The organism is Georgenia sp. G2120, assembly GCF_055326485.1.
This window is the reverse complement of record NZ_JBUZNL010000013.1, coordinates 76,807-97,072: the sequence shown is the minus strand read 5'-3', so window position 1 is coordinate 97,072 and position 20,266 is coordinate 76,807. Positions and strand designations below refer to the sequence as shown.

The window sequence follows — 20,266 nt, the reverse complement described above, 5'->3', positions numbered from 1 at the left end:
CTGTCAGCGGCCATGAAAAGCTGCCCATAGGTGGCCAGGGAATGACCCGCTGACGGCCACAAGGACTGCCCAGTGATGGCCACCGGCTCTGCCCGGTGCTGGCCATCTGGTTTGCCCGCGCTACTCGTTGCCCGCCGCGTCGTGAGACGGCGGGGGCCCCTTCCCCGGGTTGGATATCGGTGTCGAATCGAATCCAGCGAGGAAGAGGCCCTGAATGAAGGATGCCGTAGAAACCATGAGAATACTCAGTGCCTATGACCTGACCAGGTCATTGCGGGGTGCCGCCGAGTTGACCGGTTGCTCCCACCACACCGTGGCCCGGCTGGTGCAGGCCCGCGATGCCGGCCAGGCCCCTGGAGCCGGAGCCAGTCGCCCGAGGGTCACCGACGCGTGGCTGCCCAAGATCGAGGAATGGGTCGAGGCCTCCACCGGGCGGATCCGCGCCGATGTCGTGCACGACAAGCTCACCGTGATGGGCTACACCGGCTCGGAGCGTTCCACCCGCCGGGCGGTGGCGGAGGTGAAGGCCGCCTGGCGGGCTGGGAGGCGGCGGGTGCACCGGCCCTGGATCACCGAGCCCGGGGGCTGGTTGCAGTACGACTTCGGCGATGGGCCGGTGATTGACGGGGCCAAGACGGTGCTGTTCGTGGCCTGGCTGGCCTGGTCTCGCTTTCGGATCGTCATCGCCCTGCGTGATAGGACGGCTCCGAGCGTGTTCGCTGCCCTGGACCGGTGTTTCCGGCTGATCGGGGGTGCCCCGACGTATGTGCTCACGGACAACGAGAAGACGGTGACGGTCTCCCATGTGGCCGGGGTGCCGGTGCGCAACCAGGCCACCGTGGCGTTCGCGGCGCACTACGGGGTGGAGGTGCTGACCTGCCGGCCGGCGGACCCGGCTGCCAAGGGCGGGGTGGAGAACGCGGTGAAACTGGCCAAGGCCGATCTGGTTCCGAAGGACACCAACCTGCGGACCGAGTACACCTCGTTCGCCGAGCTCGAAGAGGCATGTCAGTCGTTCATGGCCCTGGTCAACGCCCGGGAGCACCGGGTGACCCGCCGCCGCCCGGCCGACATGCTCGCCGAGGAGGCTGGCGCGCTGCACCGCATCCCCGCCACGGCGCACACCGTCTCCTACGGGGTCGGACGCAGGGTGCCGGAGAACACGCCGATGGTCTCCTTCGAGAACGCCCAGTACTCGGTGCCGGCGCACCTGCTCGGGGCCGAGGTCTTCGTCCGCCATCACGGCACCGGCCCGGACTCGCAGGTGGTCATCATGCACGCCGGTGCCGATGGTCCGGTGGAGGTCGCCCGGCATCAGCTGGCCCGGCCCGGGTCTCCGGCCATCGACGACGCGCACTTCCCCGGCCACCAGGCGGACAAGGTGCCCGGGGACTACACCCCGACGCCTCGTTCGGCGGCGGAAGCGGAGTTCCTGGGCATCGGGGCCGGGGCGAGGACCTGGCTGGTGGAGGCCGCCGCGGCCGGCACGGCGCGGATCGGCCAGAAGATGGCCGAGGCCGTCACCCTGGCCAAGCTGACCGGCACCGACCAGGTCGACAAGGCCCTCGGGGTCGCCGCCGTGCACCACCGCTTCGCCCACGGGGACCTGTCCTCCCTGCTCACCGCCGCCGGCCACCGCACCGGGACTCACGCCGCGACGGAGGAACGGTCCCTGACGCAGGGCACCGCCGGCTGGGCCGGCCTCGGCACCACCAGCACCGAGGGGGCAGCCCGATGAGCATCACGACCCCGAACACCACCGCACCGGCGCTGCCGGCCGAGCTCGAGGCGCTGATGCGGCAGCTGAAGATGCCCCACGCCCGAGGGATCGCCGCCGAGGTCCTGGCCACCGCCCGGGCCCAACGCTGGGAACCGGCCGAAGTCCTCAAGGCTCTCTTGACGGAGGAGACCGCCGGGCGGGCCCGGTCCATGCTCGCCGCCCGGCGCAAGGCCGCCGGATTCCCCACCGGCAAGACCTTCACCACCTGGGATGAACAGGCCTCCTCGATCCTGGCCCCCACCCAGCAGTCCCTGCGCACCCTGGAATGGCTCTCACGCAGGGAGAACCTCGTGGTCTGCGGGCCCTCCGGCACCGGCAAGACCTTCTTCCTCGAGGCCCTGGGCCAGCAAGCCGTCGAGGAGGGCCGACGGGTGGCCTGGTTCACCCTTGAGGACCTCGGGGCGATGATCCGAGCTCATCGGCCCGATGACACCATCACCAAGGCCGTGGCCCGGATCCTGCGCGCCGACCTGGTCATCATCGATGACATCGGGCTGCTGCCGGTCGCCGACGATGCCGCCGAGGGCCTCTACCGGATCGTGGACGCCGCCTACGAGAAACGCTCCGTGGCCATCAGCTCCAACCTGCACCCAGCCGGTTTCGACGAACTGATGCCCAAGACCCTGGCCACCGCCACCGTGGACCGGCTCCTGCACCACGCCCACGTCTGCCAGACCACCGGAGACTCCGTGCGGATGACCCAGGCGATGGCCGGGAAGGGAGTCATGCCACTGAACTGATCCCATCACGGTGGCCAGCATCACCACCCAAGCGGGCAAACCAGCTGGCCACCAGTGGGCAGTTCTGATGGCCACCAGCGGGACGAAACACTGACCGCCTATGGGCAGAACTCAACGGCCCTTGACACTCGCCCGCAGGCCCTCCGCGAGCGAGGCGGCGAGGGTCGACTTGCCCGCGCCGGGAGCGCCGGTGATGCCGAGGATCGGGCGGGGCGAGCGTGCGCGTGAGCCGGCGGGCGTCACGGTGTCGTTCACGCGGGCCAGCTGCGCCGCCAGCCCGACAAGGTCGGCGGGCGCGGAGAGGTCGTTCACCGGGCCATCCTCGCTGATCGGTGGGACTCCCCGCGCGGCGAGGTCTCACTCGAGCCACCGAGGTTGCGCGGTATCGACCGTCCCGAGTCTCCTGGACGGCTCACGAGTGCCCTGGGGCCCGCGTGCGCACCGGTAGCGCCCGTCGGGCCAGCCGCGCCAGTGGCGACGGCTCCTGGTTCCACGACGTCGCGTCGGTGGGGTCCCACGCATACGCGGGCACGTCGTCGTCCAGCAGGTCCATCAGGCGGGGCGCTGCGAGCTCGGTCGCGGACCACCGGAACAGCGCAGGGATGCGCGGACGGATCACGCCGACGTCGAGGAGCCGACCGAACCCGTGCTCGATGGCGACCACTGATTCCACGTCGTCCCCCAGCGGGTAGGAGTCGGGCAGGACGCGCGAGAGCGACATGAAGATCCCGGTCATGCCGAGGCGTGGATCACCGAGCAGGCGGGCCACCGGCGCCGACCATGACAGGGCGAGGCGCGGAGCGGCGACGAGCGCGTGCGCGTAGAGCACGCGCACCAGCACGAGGTTGAGGAAGAAGCGCTCGATCCGGTCCTCGTCCTCGGCGAGCTCCCGGTGCTCGAGGTAGCCGGCGACGACAGACGCGTTGTGGGCCCGGTACCAGTTCCGGGCCGAGGGACGACGCGCGAACGCGGCAGCCAGGGCCGCGCTCGACGTCGACGGGCGAGACCCCGGGTAGGTGATCATCGCCCGCCCCTCGGCGGTGTCCAGCAGCAGGCGCTCGTTCACCGCCCGCCACCACGGGCTGCCCGGCTGTGTCGGCATGCCCGCGAGGCGTGGTTCTCCCGGGCCCGGGGTGGCGCCCTCGGTCGGATTGAGAAGACCGCGGCCCACCTGCCACCCCATGAAGGCCAGCGCGGCACGCCGGAACGGCAGGTGCCTCGGCCTCGCCGCGCCAGCGGGTTCGTACAGCGACGCCATCAGGCGCAGGCGCTCCGACGGTTCGTCACGAACCGCCTCCACTCGCTCGCGGGCCCAGTCCGCTGCTGGAGCTGCCACCGGTGCCTGCTCTCAGTCGACTCGTTGCGGGGGTCGGGCGCCGAGTCCTACGCGGCACACACCGCTCCCCCTGCCGTCACGTGCCCCTCGCTCAGCTCGGACGTGCCCGCGAGGGTACGCCGACGACGACGAACCCCTGCGCGCGGTGCGCGACCCACCCGGGCGAGGCGACGCCGTCGGACGCTCCTGGTGAACGACCGAGCGCTCCCCCACCCGGATCGGGTGGAGGAGCGCTCGGTGTGTGTCGGACCGGAATCCGCTCACTCGTCAGGAGGAGATCCGCTCACTCGCCATGTGAGTGAGGCGGGCGCATCCCTCCTGGATCAGCGGCGGACACCCAGGGTGTCCGTGCCGTCGCCGTCCCAGTCGCCGACGAAGACCTCGTCGCCGGAGCGGCCGTAGTTCTGCTCGATCTCGGCCCAGCCACCCTGGAGGGCGTTGGACATGAGGTAGAGGTTGCCGCGACGCGAGGCGAACGTGTCGTTGCCGTCGCCGTCCCAGTCACCCACGAGCACCTCGTCGCCCGCGCGGCCGTAGCCGAACTCCGCGTCGGCCCAGCCGGACTCGAGCGCGTTGGAGACGAAGTAGGTGTTGCCACGACGAACCGCGAAGGTGTCCACGGCGTCGCCGTCGTAGTCACCGACGAGGACCTGGTCGTTCGCACGGCCGTAGTCCAGCTCGGTCTCCGCCCAGCCCGACTCGTGCGAGTTCGAGAGGAAGTAGCCGTTGCCGCGGCGCACGGCGAAGGTGTCCACGCTGTCGCCGTCCCAGTCACCCACGAGGACGTCGTCGGACGCACGGCCGTAGGTCAGCTCGACGTCGGCGTCGCCACCGAACAGCGAGTTGGTGAGGAAGTAGGCGTTCCCGCGACGCACGGCCAGGGTGTCCTGCCCGTCGCCGTCCCAGTCGCCCGCGAGGACGTCGTCACCGACGCGGCCGAAGGAGAACTCGTGCTCGGCGTTCGCGTCCCAGCCGTTGTTGAGGTAGAAGCCGCGGCCGGCCGAGGGGGGCGTCGGCTCGGGCTCCTCGACGCCGGCAGTAACCTCGAAGGGCACCTGGGCGACGGTGGGCTCGGCGTTGACGGTCAGCGACTGCTCGCCGGCCTCGGCGCCCTCGGGGATCGTGATCTCGACCGTGGAGGTACCGGTCGTGTTGTAGCCGTCCGACGGGTCGTTGTTGACCTCGCCCGAACCGATGACCTCCTCGCCGAGGAGGACCTCGACCTCGAAGGGCTTGGCGTCGGGCTCGGTGGTGAAGGACAGGCCCGAGAGGTCGACCGAGACGGTCTCGCCGGCCGCGGCCGTGGTCGGACCGGTCCAGCCGATCGACGCCTGGTCGTAGCTCGGGGCCAGCTGCTCGTTGGCCGCGAGGTAGTCGTTGAGCGCCTGCACGTCCTGGACGCCGGTGTCGACGAAGTTGCTCGCGTTGTCCGTGAAGCCGGTGAAAGCGTCCCCGCCGGCGAGGAGGAAGGTGTTGCCCGCGATGCGGACCTCCTGGTCGTCGGCCACGGGCTCGCCGTCGATCGTCAGGGAGAGGATCTCGTTGCTCTCCGGGTCCCACACGTAGTCGAGGTTCTCGGACCAGCCGAGCGCGAGGTACGGGTGCGAGTCGGTCGCGGTGCGCAGCTGCTGCTCGAGGAGGAGCCGCAGGTCCGCGCCCGGGATCGTCACGGCGCCGATCGTGTTGCCGAAGGGCTGGACGTCGAAGGCCTCCGCGTAGGTGACCGTGCCGTCGCCGTTCGGGTCGAGGTCCGCGCGGATGCCGCCCGGGTTGATGACGCCGATGTCGGCGTTGAGATTGAACTCGTTCGCCGACGCGAGCGCGGCGTCGCCGAGGAGGTTGCCGAGCGTGGACTCGGCGCCACGGTTCGTGCCGTCCGGGGCGCCGGTGCGCGAGCCACGGTTGAAGGCGGCGATGACGGTGCCGACCTCCTCCTGGCCGAGCACCTCGCTCTCGGCGAGGGCCTCCTGGTAGAGCGCCTCGATCTCCTCGTTGCGCGCCGTCTCCTCGGTGATCTCGATGTTCTCGGCCGTGTCGACCGTGATCTCACCCGACTCCGGGTTGACGGTCAGCTGCGTGTTGGCCACGTGGCTGCCGAAGTTGCCCGGCTGCAGCAGCGGGGCGCCCGCGCCGGTCTCGCCGGCCTTGACGAGGTGCGAGTGACCACCGAACGCGGCGTCGACGTCCTCGGAGAGGCCGGGGCCGATGATGTCGGCGTCCTCGTGGATGACCGCGACGACGACGTCCGCCTCGCCGTTCGCGTCGTCACCGTCGGACAGGGCGGCGGCGCGCTCGTTGGCGACCTCGACCTCGTCCTGGAACTCGAGGCCCTCGATGCCGGCCGGCGACACGACGTTCGGGGTGTCGGAGGTGACCGTGCCGATGATGCCGACGCGCACGCCGTCGATCTCCTCGACGACGAAGCCCGGGTCCGCGATCTCCGGCGCACCGGCGACGTTGGCGCCGAGGTGCGAGAACTCCGACGCGGGGATGACGCGGTCGCGCAGGTCCTCGTAGCCCTGGTCGAACTCGTGGTTGCCGACGGCCGTGTGGTCGAGGCCCATCGCGTTGAGGATGTCGATCGTCGGCTGGTCGTTGGCGATGGCCGACACGAACGCGGAGCCGCCGATGTTGTCACCGGCGCTGAGGAACAGCGTGCCGGTCTCGTTCTCGGCGCGGATGCCGTCGACGACGGTCTGCACCTGGGCGGCCGTCTCGATGTGGCCGTGGAAGTCGGTGATGACGGCGAGGTCGATGGTGACCGTGCCGTCCTCGTTCTCGACCGCGAAGGCCGGGGCCGCAGCAGCGACCGATCCGATGAGCGCGAGGACGCCGGCGCTGGCCGTGATCCTGACGCGGGAGGGGCGTGACATAGGAGGGTGACCTCAGTCTTTCGTCGGGCCGACAGGGGTAAGGCTCAGCCAGGTTATCCCCGGGGTGAAGGCCGAACTATAGGATCGTTCGCCGGTCTCCAAGAGTTCACCCGCGGTTGGTCGGGCGCCGGCGAGGTGCCCGATGTGTCGCGACTGCGCTGACGCCACTTCTCTCGCCGAGAGTGCGGTTGGGGCCCCAACGGCACTCTCGACGAGGACGCGGAATCCCGGGAGCGGGCGAGTCGTTCGTCGTCGTCGATCGTGGCCGCTACGCGGCCCTCCGCGACGCACGCGAGGTGAGCTTCGGCGTCGGGCATCGTCCTTACGCGGAGGGGCCGGAACCCGACTCGCTCGAGGTCTCCCCGCCCGGCGTGACACCCGCGGCGACGCCCTCGACGGCGAGCCGCAGCGTCTCCGCGTCCTGCAGGCCGACCATGACGAACCCGCCGACCACGGTGGTCGGCGTGCCGCTGAGGTCGATGTCCATCGCGAGCTGGGCGTTGGCGCTGATCTGGGCGGCGGTGTCGGCGGCGGCGAGGTCGGTGCCGAACTGCTCGGCCTCGAGGCCGGCCTCGACGGCACGCTCGGTCAGCGTCTCCGCCGTGACGTCCTCGGCCGCCGGCGGGTCGGCCATGAGCGACTCGTGGTACGCGGCGTAGCCGTCCTGCTGCGCGGCCGCCCACGCCGCCTGCGCGAGGGTGACGGACTGGGGGGCGAGCACGCCGACGTCGCGGTACTCGATGCGCAGCGTGCCGTCGTCGACGAGGTCCTGCAGCTCCGGCAGCGCCTGCGTGGACATGGCCTGGCAGTAGTGGCACAGGTAGTCCTCGAAGACGACCATCGTCACCTCGGCGTCCGGGGCGCCGACGGCGGTGAGGTAGTTCTCGTCGGGGCTGACGTCGACGTCCGTGGTCGGCAGGTCCGCGAGCGTGGCCGCGGCCTCCTCGGCGCGCTGGTCGGCCTCGGCGGCGGAGGTGTCGGACTCCGGCGGGGTCTCGGCGGCGGGGCTGGGGGTGGACGAGTCGTCACCCGTGCAGGCCGCGAGCGCGAGGGCCGCGCCGAGGATGCCGGCGGCGAGCGCCGGACGAACCGTGCGGGTCATGTCTCCTCCGAGGGGTGTTGCCGAGGGGAATTCGTCGAGATTGCGGTTGGTGCTCGTCGAGATTGCGGTTGGGAGCCTCCGTCTGTCCAGCGTGAGAGCGCCCTTGTGCGTGGGGGGTTGGGTGGGGAGTTGTTTTGTTAGGTTTCGCGCCCCTCCCCCTTCGTCGAGATTGCGGTTGGGCCCCCAACCGCAATCTCGACGACGACAAACCGCAATCTCGGTGACGACGAACCGCAATCTCGACGAAGGAAGTTGCGAGCCAACCCGCACTCTCGACAAGAAGTGGTCAGACGACGCCGTGCGCCAGGAGCGCGTCCGCCACCTTGGCGTAGCCGGCGACGTTCGCACCGAGGACATAGTTCCCCGGGGCGTCGTGCCGCTCGGCCGTGCGCGCCACGGTGTCGTGGATCTGGGTCATGACGACCTCGAGCCGCGCCACCGTCTTGTCGAAGTTCCACTGCTCGCGCGAGGCGTTCTGCTCCATCTCGAGCGCGGACGTCGCCACGCCACCGGCGTTCGCGGCCTTGCCCGGGCCGAACGCGGTGCCGGCGGCCTGGAAGATGTCGACGGCCTCGGGCGTCGAGGGCATGTTCGCGCCCTCGGCCACGGCGATCACCCCGTTGTCCACGAGCGTGCGGGCGTGGTTCTCGTCGAGCTCGTTCTGCGTGGCGCAGGGCAGCGCGATCGTGCACGGCAGGTCCCAGACGGAGCCCTCGGTCCGGAGCTCGGCTCCGGGACGCCCCTCGACGTAGTCGGCCACGCGGCCGCGACGGACCTCCTTGACCTCGCGGAGGAGCTCGACGTCGACGCCCTGCTCGTCGAGCACGTAGCCCGAGGAGTCGGAGAACGCCACGACGTGCGCGCCCAGCTGCTGGGCCTTCTGGATCGCGTAGATCGCCACGTTGCCGGAGCCGGAGACCACGACGCGCTGGCCGTCGAGCGACTTGCCCTGGCGGCTGAGCATGCGCTCGGTGAAGAAGACGGTGCCGTAGCCGGTGGCCTCGGTGCGGCCGAACGAGCCGCCCCAGCCGGTGCCCTTGCCGGTCAGCACGCCGGCCTCGAAGCGGTTGGTGATGCGCTTGTACTGGCCGAACATGTAGCCGATCTCGCGGCCGCCCACGCCGATGTCGCCGGCGGGGACGTCGGTGTACTCGCCGATGTGGCGGTACAGCTCGGTCATGAACGACTGGCAGAAGCGCATGACCTCGCTGTCGGACTTGCCGTGCGGGTCGAAGTCGGACCCGCCCTTGCCGCCGCCGATGCCCTGACCGGTGAGCGCGTTCTTGAAGATCTGCTCGAAGCCGAGGAACTTGATGACGCCGAGGTTGACCGACGGGTGGAACCGCAGCCCGCCCTTGTACGGGCCGAGCGCGGAGGAGAACTCCACGCGGTAGCCGCGGTTGACCTGGGTGCGGCCGGCGTCGTCGACCCACGGCACGCGGAACATGATCTGGCGGTCCGGCTCGACGATGCGGCGCAGGATCGCGGCCCGCTCGTAGTCCTCGCGCAGGGCGATGTCGCCGATCGAGCCGAGCACCTCGTGCACGGCCTGGTGGAACTCGGGCTGGCCCGGGTCGCGGGTGACGACCTCGTCGTACACCGCCTGCAGCTCGTCGATCATGCGGCTCCTGACATCGGGCCCGGCTCACGCCGGGCGGGTGGTCCGTTCGGTACTCGCGACAGTCGTTCGGGGCTGCTCGCGTTCGGTGGTGCTCGCGCGGCTCACGCGTGGTGCGTCGGCCGTGGTGCACGGGACGCACCAGTCACCGTCCACGATTGTCTCAGCAACGTGCCAACGGCGGGTCGTGGGTTCCCCCACGATGCCGCGTCGACCACCTCGCGTCGAGATCAGTCCCAGAGTGCGGGCAGCACGGCCGCCGAGTCCTCGGCAAGTCCGACGACGTCGATCCCCGTGACTCCGCCGACCGCGAGGGTGGTCCCGCCGGTGGTTCCGACCGTCGCGCACGGTACGCCCTGCGCGGCGGCGAGCGCCTCCACCCGGGCAACGTCCCCCGGCGCGACGACGACGAGCGCCCGCGCCTGCGACTCGCTGAACAGGGCCGTCGCGAGGTCGATCCCGTCGCGCTCGGTCACCGGCGTGAGATCGATCTCCGCCCCGACGCCGTAGCGGGTCGACGCGTCGACGAGCGCCTGGGCGAGGCCGCCGGTCGCGAGGTCGTGGGCGGCCGTGGCGAGCCCCTCGCCGTGGATGGCGAGCAGGGTCTCGACAAGGGCCTTCTCCGCCGCGACGTCGACCCGCGGCGGCGTGCCGCCGAGGTGGCTGTGCACGGTCTGCGCCCAGGCGGAGCCGTCGAGCTCGAGCGCGGTGGCGCCGAGGAGGACGATGGTCTCCCCCTGCCCACGCCAGCCGGACGGCGTGGCGCGCGTGACGTCGTCGTGCAGGCCGAGGACGCCCACCACGGGGGTGGGATGGATCGAGGAGGTCGCCGTGCCCGGCTCGCCGGTCGAGTTGTAGAGCGAGACGTTGCCGCCGGTGACGGGGATGCCGTACGCGAGGCAGGCGTCCGCGAGGCCCGTGACCGTCTCGACGAGCTGCCACATCGCGCCCGGGTCCTCGGGGTTGCCGAGGTTGAGGCAGTCGGTGACGGCCATCGGGCGGGCGCCGACGGTGGCGACGTTGCGGGCCGCCTCCACCAGGGCCTGGGCGGCGCCGGTACGCGGGTCGAGGAACGCGTAGCGGTGGTTGGCGTCGGTCGCGAGCGCCACGCCGCGGTTGGTCGACTCGTCGATGCGCAGGACGCCGGCGTCGTCGGGCTGGGCGAGGGCCGTGCGGCCCTGGACGAAGCGGTCGTACTGGTCGGTCACCCAGCCCTTGGACGCCTGGTTGGGGTCGAGGGCGACCGCGCGGATGTCGGCCGCGAGGGTGTCCGGCGTCGTCGGGCGTGAAAGATCTGCGGCGGTGTCCGCGACGATCGGGTCGAGCCAGTCCGGCCGCGCGTAGGGGCGGTCGTAGACGGGGCCGTCGTGGGCGACGGTGCGCGGGTCGACGTCGACGATCCGGCTGCCGTGGTGGTCGATCGTCAGGCGACCGGTGCCGGTGACCTCGCCGATGACCGAGGTCTCGACCTCCCACCGCTCGGTCACGGCGAGGAAGGCGTCGAGCTTGTCCGGCGCGACGACGGCCATCATCCGCTCCTGCGACTCGCTCATGAGGATCTCGCCGGCGGTGAGGCTGGGGTCGCGCAGGAGGACGGTCTCGAGGTCGACGTGCATGCCGCCGTCGCCGTTGGACGCGAGCTCGGAGGTGGCGCAGGAGATGCCGGCCGCGCCGAGGTCCTGGATGCCCTCGACGAGCTCGTCCGCGAAGAGCTCGAGGCAGCACTCGATGAGCACCTTCTCCATGAACGGGTCCCCGACCTGCACCGACGGGCGCTTGACCGGCCCGCCCTCGTCGAAGGTCTCCGACGCGAGGATCGACGCGCCGCCGATGCCGTCGCCGCCCGTGCGCGCGCCGAACAGGACCACCTTGTTGCCGGCGCCGGACGCGTTGGCCAGGTGGATGTCCTCGTGGCGCAGCACGCCGATCGCGAGGGCGTTGACGAGCGGGTTGCCCTGGTAGACCGGGTCGAGGTCGAGCTCGCCGCCGATGTTCGGCAGGCCCAGGCTGTTGCCGTACGAGCTGATACCCGCGACGACGCCGTGCGCGACACGTGACGTGTCCTGGTGGTCCGGCGCGCCGAACCGCAGCTGGTCCATGACGGCAATCGGGCGGGCGCCCATGGCGATGATGTCGCGGACGATGCCGCCCACGCCGGTCGCCGCGCCCTGGAACGGCTCCACGTAGCTGGGGTGGTTGTGGGACTCGACCTTGAAGGTCACCGCCCAGCCGTCGCCGACGTCGACGACGCCCGCGTTCTCCCCGATGCCGACGAGGAGGTTCTCCTTCATCGCGTCCGTGGTCTTGCTGCCGAACTGGCGCAGGTGGCGCTTGGAGGACTTGTAGCTGCAGTGCTCCGACCACATGACGGAGTACATGGCGAGCTCGGCGGAGGTGGGGCGGCGGCCGAGCAGCTCGACGATGCGCGCGTACTCGTTGTCCTTGAGGCCGAGCTCCGCGAAGGGCATCGGGGTGGCCGGGGTCGCGGCGGCGTCGTCGACGGTCTCGTCGTGCCGCGGGGCCGGGGTGGTGGAGCTGCTCGTCGAGATTGCGGTTGGTGCAGGCGCGGCGTCGTCGTTCGTCGTCGAGATTGCGGTTTGTGCAGGCGCAGGCGAGCCGTGCGTCTCGTCGGGCGCTCCGGCGCCGGATGCGGGGGTGTCTGCGGACATGCTGGCGACCTCACGGACTCGCGGGCGGACTGACGTGCGGGCCTGTGACTACGGCCTGGCTGGGTCGAATCTACCTGGGCGGCAAAAGGGCGGTTCTCGTGACCGGGGAGCGGTACCGACCGGGACGGGGGCCGGAATCCGTGAGCGAGGAGCGGTACCCCCGGGGAGTGGGCACCGGGTGACGCAGGATGAGACCGTGCACAACGAGCGGGCCGACCGCCCCCGTTCCACGCTGAAGGTCCTGCAGAACTTCCTCCTCCCCCTGGCCGCGTCGGTCTGCTTCGTCCTCATCGCCGTGGTCCCGATGCTGATCCTCGCGTGGGGTGTCTGGCCGACGCACATCAACTACTTCCCCGACCAGCTGTTCTGCCCCGACGGCTACGCACGCGCCAACGAGTTCAGGCGCACGTACTCCGAGGTGGGCGAGGATCCGATCATCGACACGAGGGAGCTGTGCCGGAGCGCCTCCGGCGCCGTGCACGACCCCGGCTGGTGGAGCGTGATCTGGCGCGAGACGGTGATGATCGGACTGGTGGTTGTCACGGTCGTCGTGCTCATCGCCGTGCTGCCGTCGCGGAGAGGCTCGTCGTCCGGCCCGACCGCCCCACAGCCCCCGGTCACCCAGGCGGCCGGCAACCCCACGTCTGCCGGCCCGACCACCTCGAGCTACCCGACAGCACCGGCCGGCCCGGCCACCCCCACCTCAGGCGGCTGGGCGAGCGGCCCGGTCGACGACCTCTGGGGCAAGCGCTGACGCACCCCGCGCCACCCTGTTGATAACGCGAGCAACGCCGGATCCCGAGTGCGAGAATCCGGTCATGACAGCCTCCCTGCTCGACCGAGCGCTCTACTCCTACGCGGACGTAGACCGACTGGTCGCGCTCCAGCCGGGGACCGGGCGTCGGTGGCTCGAGGGCTACACACGGCGCGAGACCTTCTACGAACCGGTCCTTCGAGAGGAACCCACGGGCTCCGACGAGGTCACCTGGGGCGAGATGGTCGAGGCCCGACTCCTGGCCGAGTTCCGGGCACGTGACGTGGCCGTCGCGCGCATGCGCCCGGCGATCGAGAAGCTCCGGGAGACCTTCGGGCGCTATCCGCTCGCGCACGCGCGCCCGTTCCTCGACGTCGAGGGCCGAGAGCTGGTCCAACTGGTCCAGGACGACGTGGGCCTGGATCGGCCGTTACGCATGGTCGTCGTCCGAGACGGACAGTTCGTGCTCACCGAGGCCGCCGAACGATTCCATCGGTCGATCGACTACGAGGGCGCGGTCGCGGGCCGCCTCCGACTCCACCGATACGCCCCCGAGGTCGTGATGGACCCCCGCCATGCCTTCGGCCAGCCTGCGGTCCGCAACGTGAGGACCGAGGTTCTTGCTGAGGCCTACCGTGCGGGCTCCAACCGCGAGGAGCTCGCTGACCTTTACTCACTCAGCCCCGACCAGGTGGACTCCGCGCTGAGGTTCGAGATGATCGCGAGCACCGACCGGGTCGCCTGACATGGAGGTGCCGCCGGCCCCGAGGTACTTCACCGACGAGAACGCACTCGGACTGGGCCTGCTCCTTCATCGCGCGGGACGGATCGACATTCTCTTCCCCGACCACCCGGACCTCCCCGAGGTCCCTCTCGGCACCCCTGACACCGAGTGGATGCCTGTGATCGCTCACCGCGACCCGATCGTGCTCAGTCGCGACCGCCGGATTCGCACGCGCCCAGCCGAGCTGCGCGTCTATTGGGAGCACGGCATCCGATCCGTGTGGATCGGCGCCAAGCGCGACCTCTCGCCGTCCGATCAGGTCGATCTCTTCCTCAGGCATGAACAACGACTTCAGCGACAGGCGGTCAAGCTCGGGCCGGGCCCATGGGCGCTGTCGCTCGGCGCGACCGGTCCACGACCGATCCGACTTCGGGAGCCGGACTGACGACGACCACGACATCGCAGCGCCACCCGCATGGGCACCGCTCCCCCCGGCCGCCGGGTCCCGCCACCTGTGATCACGCTTACCTTGGCCTCGTGAGAGACCCTCTCCCCACTCCCCCGGGCTCGACCACGACGCAGGGGAGGCGGAGGCACGAGGTGCGCTCCGCCGTCGGGCTCGTGATCGTCACCGCCGCGCTCGCCACCACGCTCACCGCCTGCGTCGGCGCCGAGCCGTACCACGAGGTCCTCGACGAGGCCGCCCGCCGCGGTCCGAGCGCCGACCGCGAGCGCTTCGAGTCCGCCCGGGACGCCGTCGCCGGAGCCCTCGAGATCAGCCCCGGCGAGCTCGCCATCAACCGCATGAACGCGTCCCCCGAGCACGTCACCGTCCTCGCCTCGCCGGCCACCGAGCCTCTGTGGGACCAGTGGAACGTGCGCGGCCTCGACGACGCGTCGAACATCGGCCCCTACCCGACCGACGCCGTCGACGGCTGGTTCGTCCTCTCCGACGTCCCCGCGCTCGACCGGATCGGCGAGCTCTACGACGAGGCCCTCGCGCTCCGCGGCGTCGCCCCCGGCGAGATGGCCGTCGACCTCGCCGTCAGCTGCGCCCCTCCACGCGCCACCGACGCCCACGCGATGTCCCCCACCGGCGACCCACCCGGCATGCCACCGCACTGCGCGCCCGAGATCGCGTTCACGTTCAGCGATCCACGGCGCACGGTCGAGCGCGTCACCTTCGACGCCGACGGGGAGCTCGTCCAATGACCATGCCCGACGCCGGACACCCCTCCACGCCCCCGCACTCGCGCACGGCCCCGGCCCGGTCCGCCCCGGCAACCGCGACCGCACCTGCGACCGCGACCGCACCCGACCCCGGCGGCAGCGCGCTCGCCGTCCCCCTCCTCGCCGTGCTCATCGCGGCGCCGATCGTCCCGTTCGTGCTCATGGCGCTGTGGTTCATCTGGCCGGGGCACGTCGAGCTGCTGCAGCCCCTCGGCTTCATCTGCCCGCCCGGCTACGAGGACGTCCGCGCGATCTCGACGACCACCTCCCTCGCCGACGGCGGACAAGGCGTCTCGACCAGCTTCGTCTGCCTCGCGGACAACGGGGCGATCCTGCGCCCCGGGATCTGGTCGGTCCTGTGGAAGGAGGCCATCGGCGTGCTGATCCTCCTCACGCTGCTGCTCCTGCCCGCGGCCACGCGGGTGAACTCGCCCGCACGCAGGGCAGCGACCGCCCGCCGCCTCGCCGAGCACGTCATGCAGGAGCGGGACCGCGCGGAGGGTGCGGGGACGACCACCGCTCCCGACGACGACCGGCACCGCCCGGCCCCCCACCGCACTGCCGGACCTGCCGCTTCGCCGTCTCCCTCCGCAACCGCCAGCCCCGCAACCGCCAAGACCACGCCCGACGGCGCACATCCCCGCCCGGCCACCGCGCGCCCGAGCGCACCGGCCGACCGGCCCTGGGCCACCCCGCCCGACCAGGACCTCTGGCGGCGCTGAGCGACCGCGCGGGTGGGACCGACGTCGGCGGCGCTGGATAGCCTGACGCCGTGAGTGCAGGGGCGGATCAGGCGGGCGACGGTCGACCATCGGGGCGGCGCCCCGCGACCGACCCGACCCTCGCTCCGGGCGAGCCGGAATACGCGGGCGAGGCTTCGGCGTCGGGCGCGGTGTCGCGGGTGACGTACCTGTACCTGCGGCTCATGCTCATGACGCTGCCGGCGCTGCTGCTGCTCGGGTCCGTGCTCGCGTTCTTCTGGCTTGGCGCGATCGAGGAGTCGATCAGCGCGTACTACCTGGGGCCGATCCGGGACATGTTCGTCGGCGTGATGATGGCGATCGCGGCGTGCCTGGTGGCGTACCGCGGCGCGTCGGCGCTGGAGGACTTCAGCCTCGACGTCGCGGGGTTCTTCGCGATCTTCGTGGCGCTCGTGCCGACCTCGATCGGGCCCACGCTTGACGCCCTCGACGACGCCGCACGCCACGAGATGGTCACCGCCCTGCGGGCCACCTGCGTGACGGTGCTGGTGATGTCGGTGGTGTTCGTCGTGCTGGAGCTGCGGTTCTCGCCGTCGCGGCCCGCGCCGATCGAGCGGCACCGGCTCACGCGGGTAGCCGCGAACGCGATGAACGTGGTGCTGGTGGCATTCGTCGGCCTCGTGGTCTGGCGGGTGGTCGAGGGCGGCGACTTCGCGGGAATCCACGTGGCAGCCGCGGTGCTGCTCATCGTCAACCTCGCGATCGCGGTGGCGAGTCACGCGTGGCCGGAGCTGGCCGGGCGGCCGCACGCCTCGCTCGACTCGGGGCGCCGCGACCTGCGCCGCCGCTACCAGTTGATCTTCTGGCTGATGGCGGCGGGGGCGCCGATCTTCGGGGTGCTGGACCTGATCGGGTGGGAGTACCGGCTGCTCGCCGTCGAGTGGTACGAGATCGCGCTGTTCGTGTGGTTCTGGGCGCTGGAGACGCAACGGACGTGGGGCGCGGCGCGGGTGCGGGCGTCCGGCGCCCGGGTCGCTGGTCCGACATAGGAGTGGAGCGCCGAACCCGCAGTCCCTCGCCGAACCCACGCGGCCCCGCCGACCTCAGACATTGACTGCCGAGCCAGGGGCTTAGCGCCGAGCCTGAGGGTTGAGTGCCGAGACAGGGGCTTAACGCCGAGCCAAGTGGTTGAGTGCCGAGCCAGGTCACGGCGTAGGTGGGTTCGGCACATATCTACGTGGGTCGGCGCATACCTACCTGGCTCGGCACATACCTACCTGGCTCGGCACATAACTCCCTGGGTCGGCGCACAACTCCCTGGGTCAGCGGAAATGCACGAGGTCGACGGAGCGCCGGGCAGCAGTCCGCTCAGTCGCCGACCAAGGCCGCCGCCCCGCTCACCCGCCAGGCAGCAGTCCCCTCGCTCGTCGGCAGAAATCCTCCCCTCACTCGCCGAGGAAACTCCCCGCGCTCGCCAACGGACGAGCCCCCCGACTACGCAGGCGCGCCGGGCTGCTCCGCCCTCGCGTCCTGGGACTCCTGCTTCGCCCGCGCCCGCATCGTCTTCTCGTCCACGGGCGCCTCGCCGGAAGCGCGCAGCCGCCGCTGGTACTCCCGCGTCGCGCGCTGCCGCTCCCCCTCCCCCGGGCCGGCGATCGTCGCGCCGAGGTGCTCGGGCGAGTACCCGAACCCGTCGACCAGCGCCTTCGCGTGCGGCCGCAGCCGCGCCAGCAGCCGCTCGACGTAGCTGGTCACGGTCTTCGCGCGCTGCATGGTCATCCGGCCGTTGACGAGGTACCAGGCGAGGTCGGCCTCGATGACGGTGAGGCCGTAGAGGTCGCGCACGGTCCGCAGCACCTCGAAGGTCTCCTTGTCCCGCACCCGCGACAGGGCGTCGGTGAACGCCTCCCACGCGAGCAGCTCACCGTGCGCACGCGCCGCGGCGATGATCCGGTCCTGGTGGGAGTTGAAGACCTCGAAGGCCTTCTCGTCGGACTCGCCGCGGGCGGCGCGCATCCCGAGGACGATCTCCTCGACCATCGTCTCCACGCGCTCCTCGAGGAGCTCGCGCTGGACGTCGGCGGAGCGCAGGTGCCCGGCGGAGCGGGCCTTCGAACCGGAGTCCCGGATCGACTGCGCCGCCCGGCGCAGCGGCGTGCGGTGCAGGGCCGTGTCGGCGGCGCGCGCGGCGACCCACCGCACGGTGCCCGCCACGTCCATCTGCATCATCTCCCTGCCGGCGTCGGTCATCAGCCGCTTCCCGACGAGCTGGAGGAGCACGTTGTTGTCCCCCTCGAACGTGGCGTACACGTCGAGGTCCTGGTGCAGGCCGGTCAGCCGGTTCTCCGCCATGTAGCCGGCGCCGCCGCAGGCCTCGCGCGCCTCCTGGATCGTGTCGAGCGCGTTCCACGTGGCCAGCGGCTTCGTGGCGGCGGCGAGGGTCTCGAGGTCCTGGCGGTCCTCGTCGGTGTCGTGCCGGCCGGAGAAGACGTCGTCGAACCGCTCGAGCAGCTCGGCCCCGAGGAAGGACAGCGCGTACGTGCGGGCGATCCTCGGCAGCAGCCGGCGCTGGTGGCGCTGGTAGTCGAGGAGGACGACCTCCTCCTGCGGGTCGCCGCCGGTGAACTGGCGCCGCTGCTCCGCGTGGGTCACCGCGATCGCGAGCGCCATCCGCGCGGAGCCGGACGCCGCGTTCGACAGCGACACCCGCCCCTGCACGAGCGTGGAGAGCATCGTGAAGAACCGGCGCCCGGGCGACTCGATCGGCGAGGAGTAGGTCCCGTCCTCGTCGATCGATCCGTACCGGGGCAGGAGGTTGACGCGCGGGATGCGCACGTGGTCGAACCACAGGCGCCCGTTGTCGATGCCGTTGAGGCCGCCCTTGACGCCGTCGTCCGCGCTGCCCACGCCGGGCAGGAGCACGAGCGAGCCGTCGGGCCGCTGCTCGCGCACGGGCACGTACATCGCATGCACGCCGTGGTTGACGCCGCCGACGATCAGCTGCGCGAACACGACCGCCGCGACCCCGTGCAGGGCGGCGTTGCCGAGGTACTCCTTCTGCGCGGCCTCGACCGGGGTGTGCACGACGATCTCGTCCGTGTCGGCGTCGTAGGTGGCCGTGGTGAGCACGCCGGAGACGTCGGACCCGTGCCCGCGCTCGGTCATCGCGAAGGCGCCGGGGACCGTGAGGTCCATGGCGCCGGGCAGGAAGCGGTCGTGCTGCTCGGCGGTGCCGAGGTGGAGGATCGCCGACGCGAACAGCCCCCACTGCACGCCCGCCTTGATCTGCAACGACGGGTCGGCGACGACGAGCTCCTCGAACGTCGCGAGCGAGCCGCCGTGGTCGTCCTTCCCGCCCAGGCGCGTGGGGAAGGCGCGCAGCGGGTCGCCGATCTCGGTGAGCAGGTGGAGCTGCTCGAGCACACGCTCGCGGTGCTCGTGGTGGCTCAGGCCCTCGATCTTGCGCATGCGCGGGTCGAGCGCGAGGTCGCGCGCGCCCTGGCGCAGGTGCCACCAGCGGCCGCCGACCAGGCGGGTGAGCTCGGCGACGTCGATGCGCAGGTCGGGCCGGTCGACCGAGGCCGGTGTGTGGGCCGACGGCGTGGTCGTCGGGGTGCTGTCCGTCGGGCGGATGGGGGTCTGGGTCACGAGACGTCCTTGTCGGTCTTGGTGGTCGGGACGGTGCGGGGTCTGGTGTCGGTCCGGGCGCGGCGCAGCACGCCGACGGCCCCGTCCCACAGCCACGAGGCGATGAAGGCGGCGAGCTCGTCCCGCTCGATGCCGGCGACGGCATCGTCGATCTCGCTGTGGGGCAGTCCCCCGACGACGCCGCCTCGCTGCGTCGTCGGGTCCCCCTGGTCGGGGGACGGACCGGGCACGACGGCGGAGCCTCGCCCCGCGGGCACGTCCCCCTGGTCGGTGGTCGTCCCGGGCACGACGGCGGAGCCTCGCCCCGCGGTTGCGTCCGCCTCGTCGGGGGTCGTCCCGGGGACGGAGGCCGCGGCGGGCCGTTCGGCGTCGTCGGACCGTGACTCGATCTCGGCGCGCGCGGCGAGCCACCTGTCCGCGACGGAGCGCACCGTGCCGGTGACCCCGGACGCCCACAGGGTGGCCCGCGTGGCCGTCGCGGGCGAGATGCGGTCGACCTGACTGTCGTCGTCGAGCCCGAGGACCGCGGGCACGAGCGTGCGCGCGACGATGACGTCGACCTCGGCGACGAACCCGCGGACGTCGCCCGAGGCCTCGGCCGTGGGCGAGGTGACGAACGCGTAGACGTGCGGGGCGTCGTCGACGAGGCGCAGGTAGGCGGCCACCATCGCGTGGATGCGCTCGCGCGGACCGCCGGAGTGGCCGGCGGCCTCGGTCAGCTCGCGCAGGATGCGCTGGAGGACGTGCTGGCCGACGGCCCGCTGCAGCCCGGCCTTGTCCGTGAAGTAGCGGTAGAGGATCGACTTCGAGGTGCCCATGTGGGCGGCGAGGTCGTCCATCGAGACGTCGGGGCCCCGCTCGTGGACGCAGCGGCGGGCGGCGCGCACGAGCTCGAGCGTGCGGGTGGCGCGGTGGTCCGCCCACCTCGTCGTGCGGCCGTCGGCGCGCGGCGCCCCGCTCACGGGACGCCCGGCCACGGGCGCGGCAGCGCTTGGCGCGGCGGCGGGCACCACGGTGCTCGCGACATCCTCGCTCTCGGGCTGTACCATGGACTCAAAGTATCAGGTACTTTCGGTACCGGCCAGTTTTCT

At 71.6% G+C, this 20,266-nt stretch carries 16 protein-coding genes; 8 read left to right on the top strand and 8 right to left on the bottom strand.

The window, feature by feature from the left end:
* The first annotated feature begins 214 nt into the window (after nt 1–214).
* Both istA and istB read left to right on the top strand, forming a co-directional pair.
* Complete coding sequence (gene istA, locus ACZLMO_RS13740) at nt 215–1,738, top strand: IS21 family transposase (protein WP_463654081.1); 1,524 nt, start codon at nt 215–217, stop codon at nt 1,736–1,738.
* The gene (istB, locus tag ACZLMO_RS13735) at nt 1,735–2,520 is read left to right on the top strand and encodes an IS21-like element helper ATPase IstB (protein WP_463654080.1); all 786 of its coding nucleotides are present in this window, start codon (nt 1,735–1,737) and stop codon (nt 2,518–2,520) included. The genes istA and istB overlap by 4 nt, the downstream gene beginning before the upstream one ends.
* A gap of 111 nt (nt 2,521–2,631) precedes the next feature.
* Here istB and ACZLMO_RS13730 read toward each other — a convergent pair whose 3' ends face one another.
* From ACZLMO_RS13730 to purL, 6 genes are all read right to left on the bottom strand, one after another.
* Nucleotides 2,632–2,832, bottom strand: a complete 201-nt coding sequence (locus ACZLMO_RS13730) for a hypothetical protein (RefSeq protein ID WP_463654079.1) — start codon at nt 2,830–2,832, stop codon at nt 2,632–2,634.
* Between the two features lie 100 nt (nt 2,833–2,932).
* Nucleotides 2,933–3,586, bottom strand: a complete 654-nt coding sequence (locus ACZLMO_RS13725) for a hypothetical protein (protein ID WP_463654078.1) — start codon at nt 3,584–3,586, stop codon at nt 2,933–2,935.
* Between the two features lie 593 nt (nt 3,587–4,179).
* A complete protein-coding gene (locus ACZLMO_RS13720; protein ID WP_463654077.1) occupies nt 4,180–6,729 on the bottom strand; it encodes a bifunctional metallophosphatase/5'-nucleotidase in 2,550 nt (849 codons plus the stop codon).
* Nucleotides 6,730–7,051: 322 nt separating this feature from the next.
* Nucleotides 7,052–7,831: a thioredoxin domain-containing protein gene (locus ACZLMO_RS13715; RefSeq protein ID WP_463654076.1), complete on the bottom strand. Its 780-nt coding sequence runs from the start codon at nt 7,829–7,831 to the stop codon at nt 7,052–7,054.
* A gap of 286 nt (nt 7,832–8,117) precedes the next feature.
* The gene (gdhA, locus tag ACZLMO_RS13710) at nt 8,118–9,452 is read right to left on the bottom strand and encodes an NADP-specific glutamate dehydrogenase (RefSeq protein WP_425715409.1); all 1,335 of its coding nucleotides are present in this window, start codon (nt 9,450–9,452) and stop codon (nt 8,118–8,120) included.
* Nucleotides 9,453–9,679: 227 nt separating this feature from the next.
* Nucleotides 9,680–12,118 carry a phosphoribosylformylglycinamidine synthase subunit PurL gene (gene purL, locus ACZLMO_RS13705; protein ID WP_463654075.1) on the bottom strand — a complete coding sequence of 813 codons (2,439 nt, stop codon included), beginning with the start codon at nt 12,116–12,118 and terminating at the stop codon, nt 9,680–9,682.
* Nucleotides 12,119–12,296: 178 nt separating this feature from the next.
* Between purL and ACZLMO_RS13700 the strand changes: the two genes are divergently transcribed.
* The 6 genes from ACZLMO_RS13700 to ACZLMO_RS13675 all read left to right on the top strand — a co-directional run bounded on the left by ACZLMO_RS13700 (nt 12,297) and on the right by ACZLMO_RS13675 (nt 16,576).
* On the top strand, nt 12,297–12,872 hold the full coding sequence (locus ACZLMO_RS13700; RefSeq protein ID WP_463654074.1) for a hypothetical protein: 576 nt from the start codon (nt 12,297–12,299) through the stop codon (nt 12,870–12,872).
* A 64-nt stretch (nt 12,873–12,936) separates the two neighbouring features.
* A complete protein-coding gene (locus ACZLMO_RS13695; protein ID WP_463654073.1) occupies nt 12,937–13,617 on the top strand; it encodes a DUF433 domain-containing protein in 681 nt (226 codons plus the stop codon).
* A gap of 1 nt (nt 13,618) precedes the next feature.
* Nucleotides 13,619–14,041, top strand: coding sequence for a PIN-like domain-containing protein (locus tag ACZLMO_RS13690; RefSeq protein ID WP_463654072.1), 423 nt, complete (start codon nt 13,619–13,621; stop codon nt 14,039–14,041).
* 155 nt (nt 14,042–14,196) lie between these two features.
* Entirely contained in the window at nt 14,197–14,808 is a 612-nt protein-coding gene (locus tag ACZLMO_RS13685; protein ID WP_463654071.1) for a hypothetical protein, read from the top strand.
* Nucleotides 14,805–15,548, top strand: coding sequence for a hypothetical protein (locus tag ACZLMO_RS13680; protein WP_463654070.1), 744 nt, complete (start codon nt 14,805–14,807; stop codon nt 15,546–15,548). The genes ACZLMO_RS13685 and ACZLMO_RS13680 overlap by 4 nt, the downstream gene beginning before the upstream one ends.
* A gap of 179 nt (nt 15,549–15,727) precedes the next feature.
* Entirely contained in the window at nt 15,728–16,576 is an 849-nt protein-coding gene (locus ACZLMO_RS13675; protein ID WP_463654069.1) for a hypothetical protein, read from the top strand.
* Nucleotides 16,577–17,021: 445 nt separating this feature from the next.
* On the opposite strand, the gene ACZLMO_RS13670 is transcribed toward ACZLMO_RS13675, so the two are convergent.
* Nucleotides 17,022–19,175: an acyl-CoA dehydrogenase family protein gene (locus ACZLMO_RS13670; RefSeq protein ID WP_463654068.1), complete on the bottom strand. Its 2,154-nt coding sequence runs from the start codon at nt 19,173–19,175 to the stop codon at nt 17,022–17,024.
* Complete coding sequence (locus ACZLMO_RS13665) at nt 19,172–20,224, bottom strand: TetR/AcrR family transcriptional regulator (RefSeq protein WP_463654067.1); 1,053 nt, start codon at nt 20,222–20,224, stop codon at nt 19,172–19,174. Before ACZLMO_RS13665 ends, ACZLMO_RS13670 begins: the two co-directional genes overlap by 4 nt.
* Nucleotides 20,225–20,266: the final 42 nt, after the last annotated feature.

Excerpts from the sequence above, each read along its gene's own strand:
- istA (WP_463654081.1), top strand. The coding sequence starts at position 215 with ATGAAGGATGCCGTAGAAACCATGAGAATACTCAGTGCCTATGACCTG.
- istB (WP_463654080.1), top strand. The coding sequence starts at position 1,735 with ATGAGCATCACGACCCCGAACACCACCGCACCGGCGCTGCCGGCCGAG.
- ACZLMO_RS13720 (WP_463654077.1), bottom strand. The coding sequence starts at position 6,729 with ATGTCACGCCCCTCCCGCGTCAGGATCACGGCCAGCGCCGGCGTCCTC.
- ACZLMO_RS13715 (WP_463654076.1), bottom strand. The coding sequence starts at position 7,831 with ATGACCCGCACGGTTCGTCCGGCGCTCGCCGCCGGCATCCTCGGCGCG.
- gdhA (WP_425715409.1), bottom strand. The coding sequence starts at position 9,452 with ATGATCGACGAGCTGCAGGCGGTGTACGACGAGGTCGTCACCCGCGAC.
- purL (WP_463654075.1), bottom strand. The coding sequence starts at position 12,118 with ATGTCCGCAGACACCCCCGCATCCGGCGCCGGAGCGCCCGACGAGACG.
- ACZLMO_RS13695 (WP_463654073.1), top strand. The coding sequence starts at position 12,937 with ATGACAGCCTCCCTGCTCGACCGAGCGCTCTACTCCTACGCGGACGTA.
- ACZLMO_RS13690 (WP_463654072.1), top strand. The coding sequence starts at position 13,619 with ATGGAGGTGCCGCCGGCCCCGAGGTACTTCACCGACGAGAACGCACTC.
- ACZLMO_RS13680 (WP_463654070.1), top strand. The coding sequence starts at position 14,805 with ATGACCATGCCCGACGCCGGACACCCCTCCACGCCCCCGCACTCGCGC.
- ACZLMO_RS13665 (WP_463654067.1), bottom strand. The coding sequence starts at position 20,224 with ATGGTACAGCCCGAGAGCGAGGATGTCGCGAGCACCGTGGTGCCCGCC.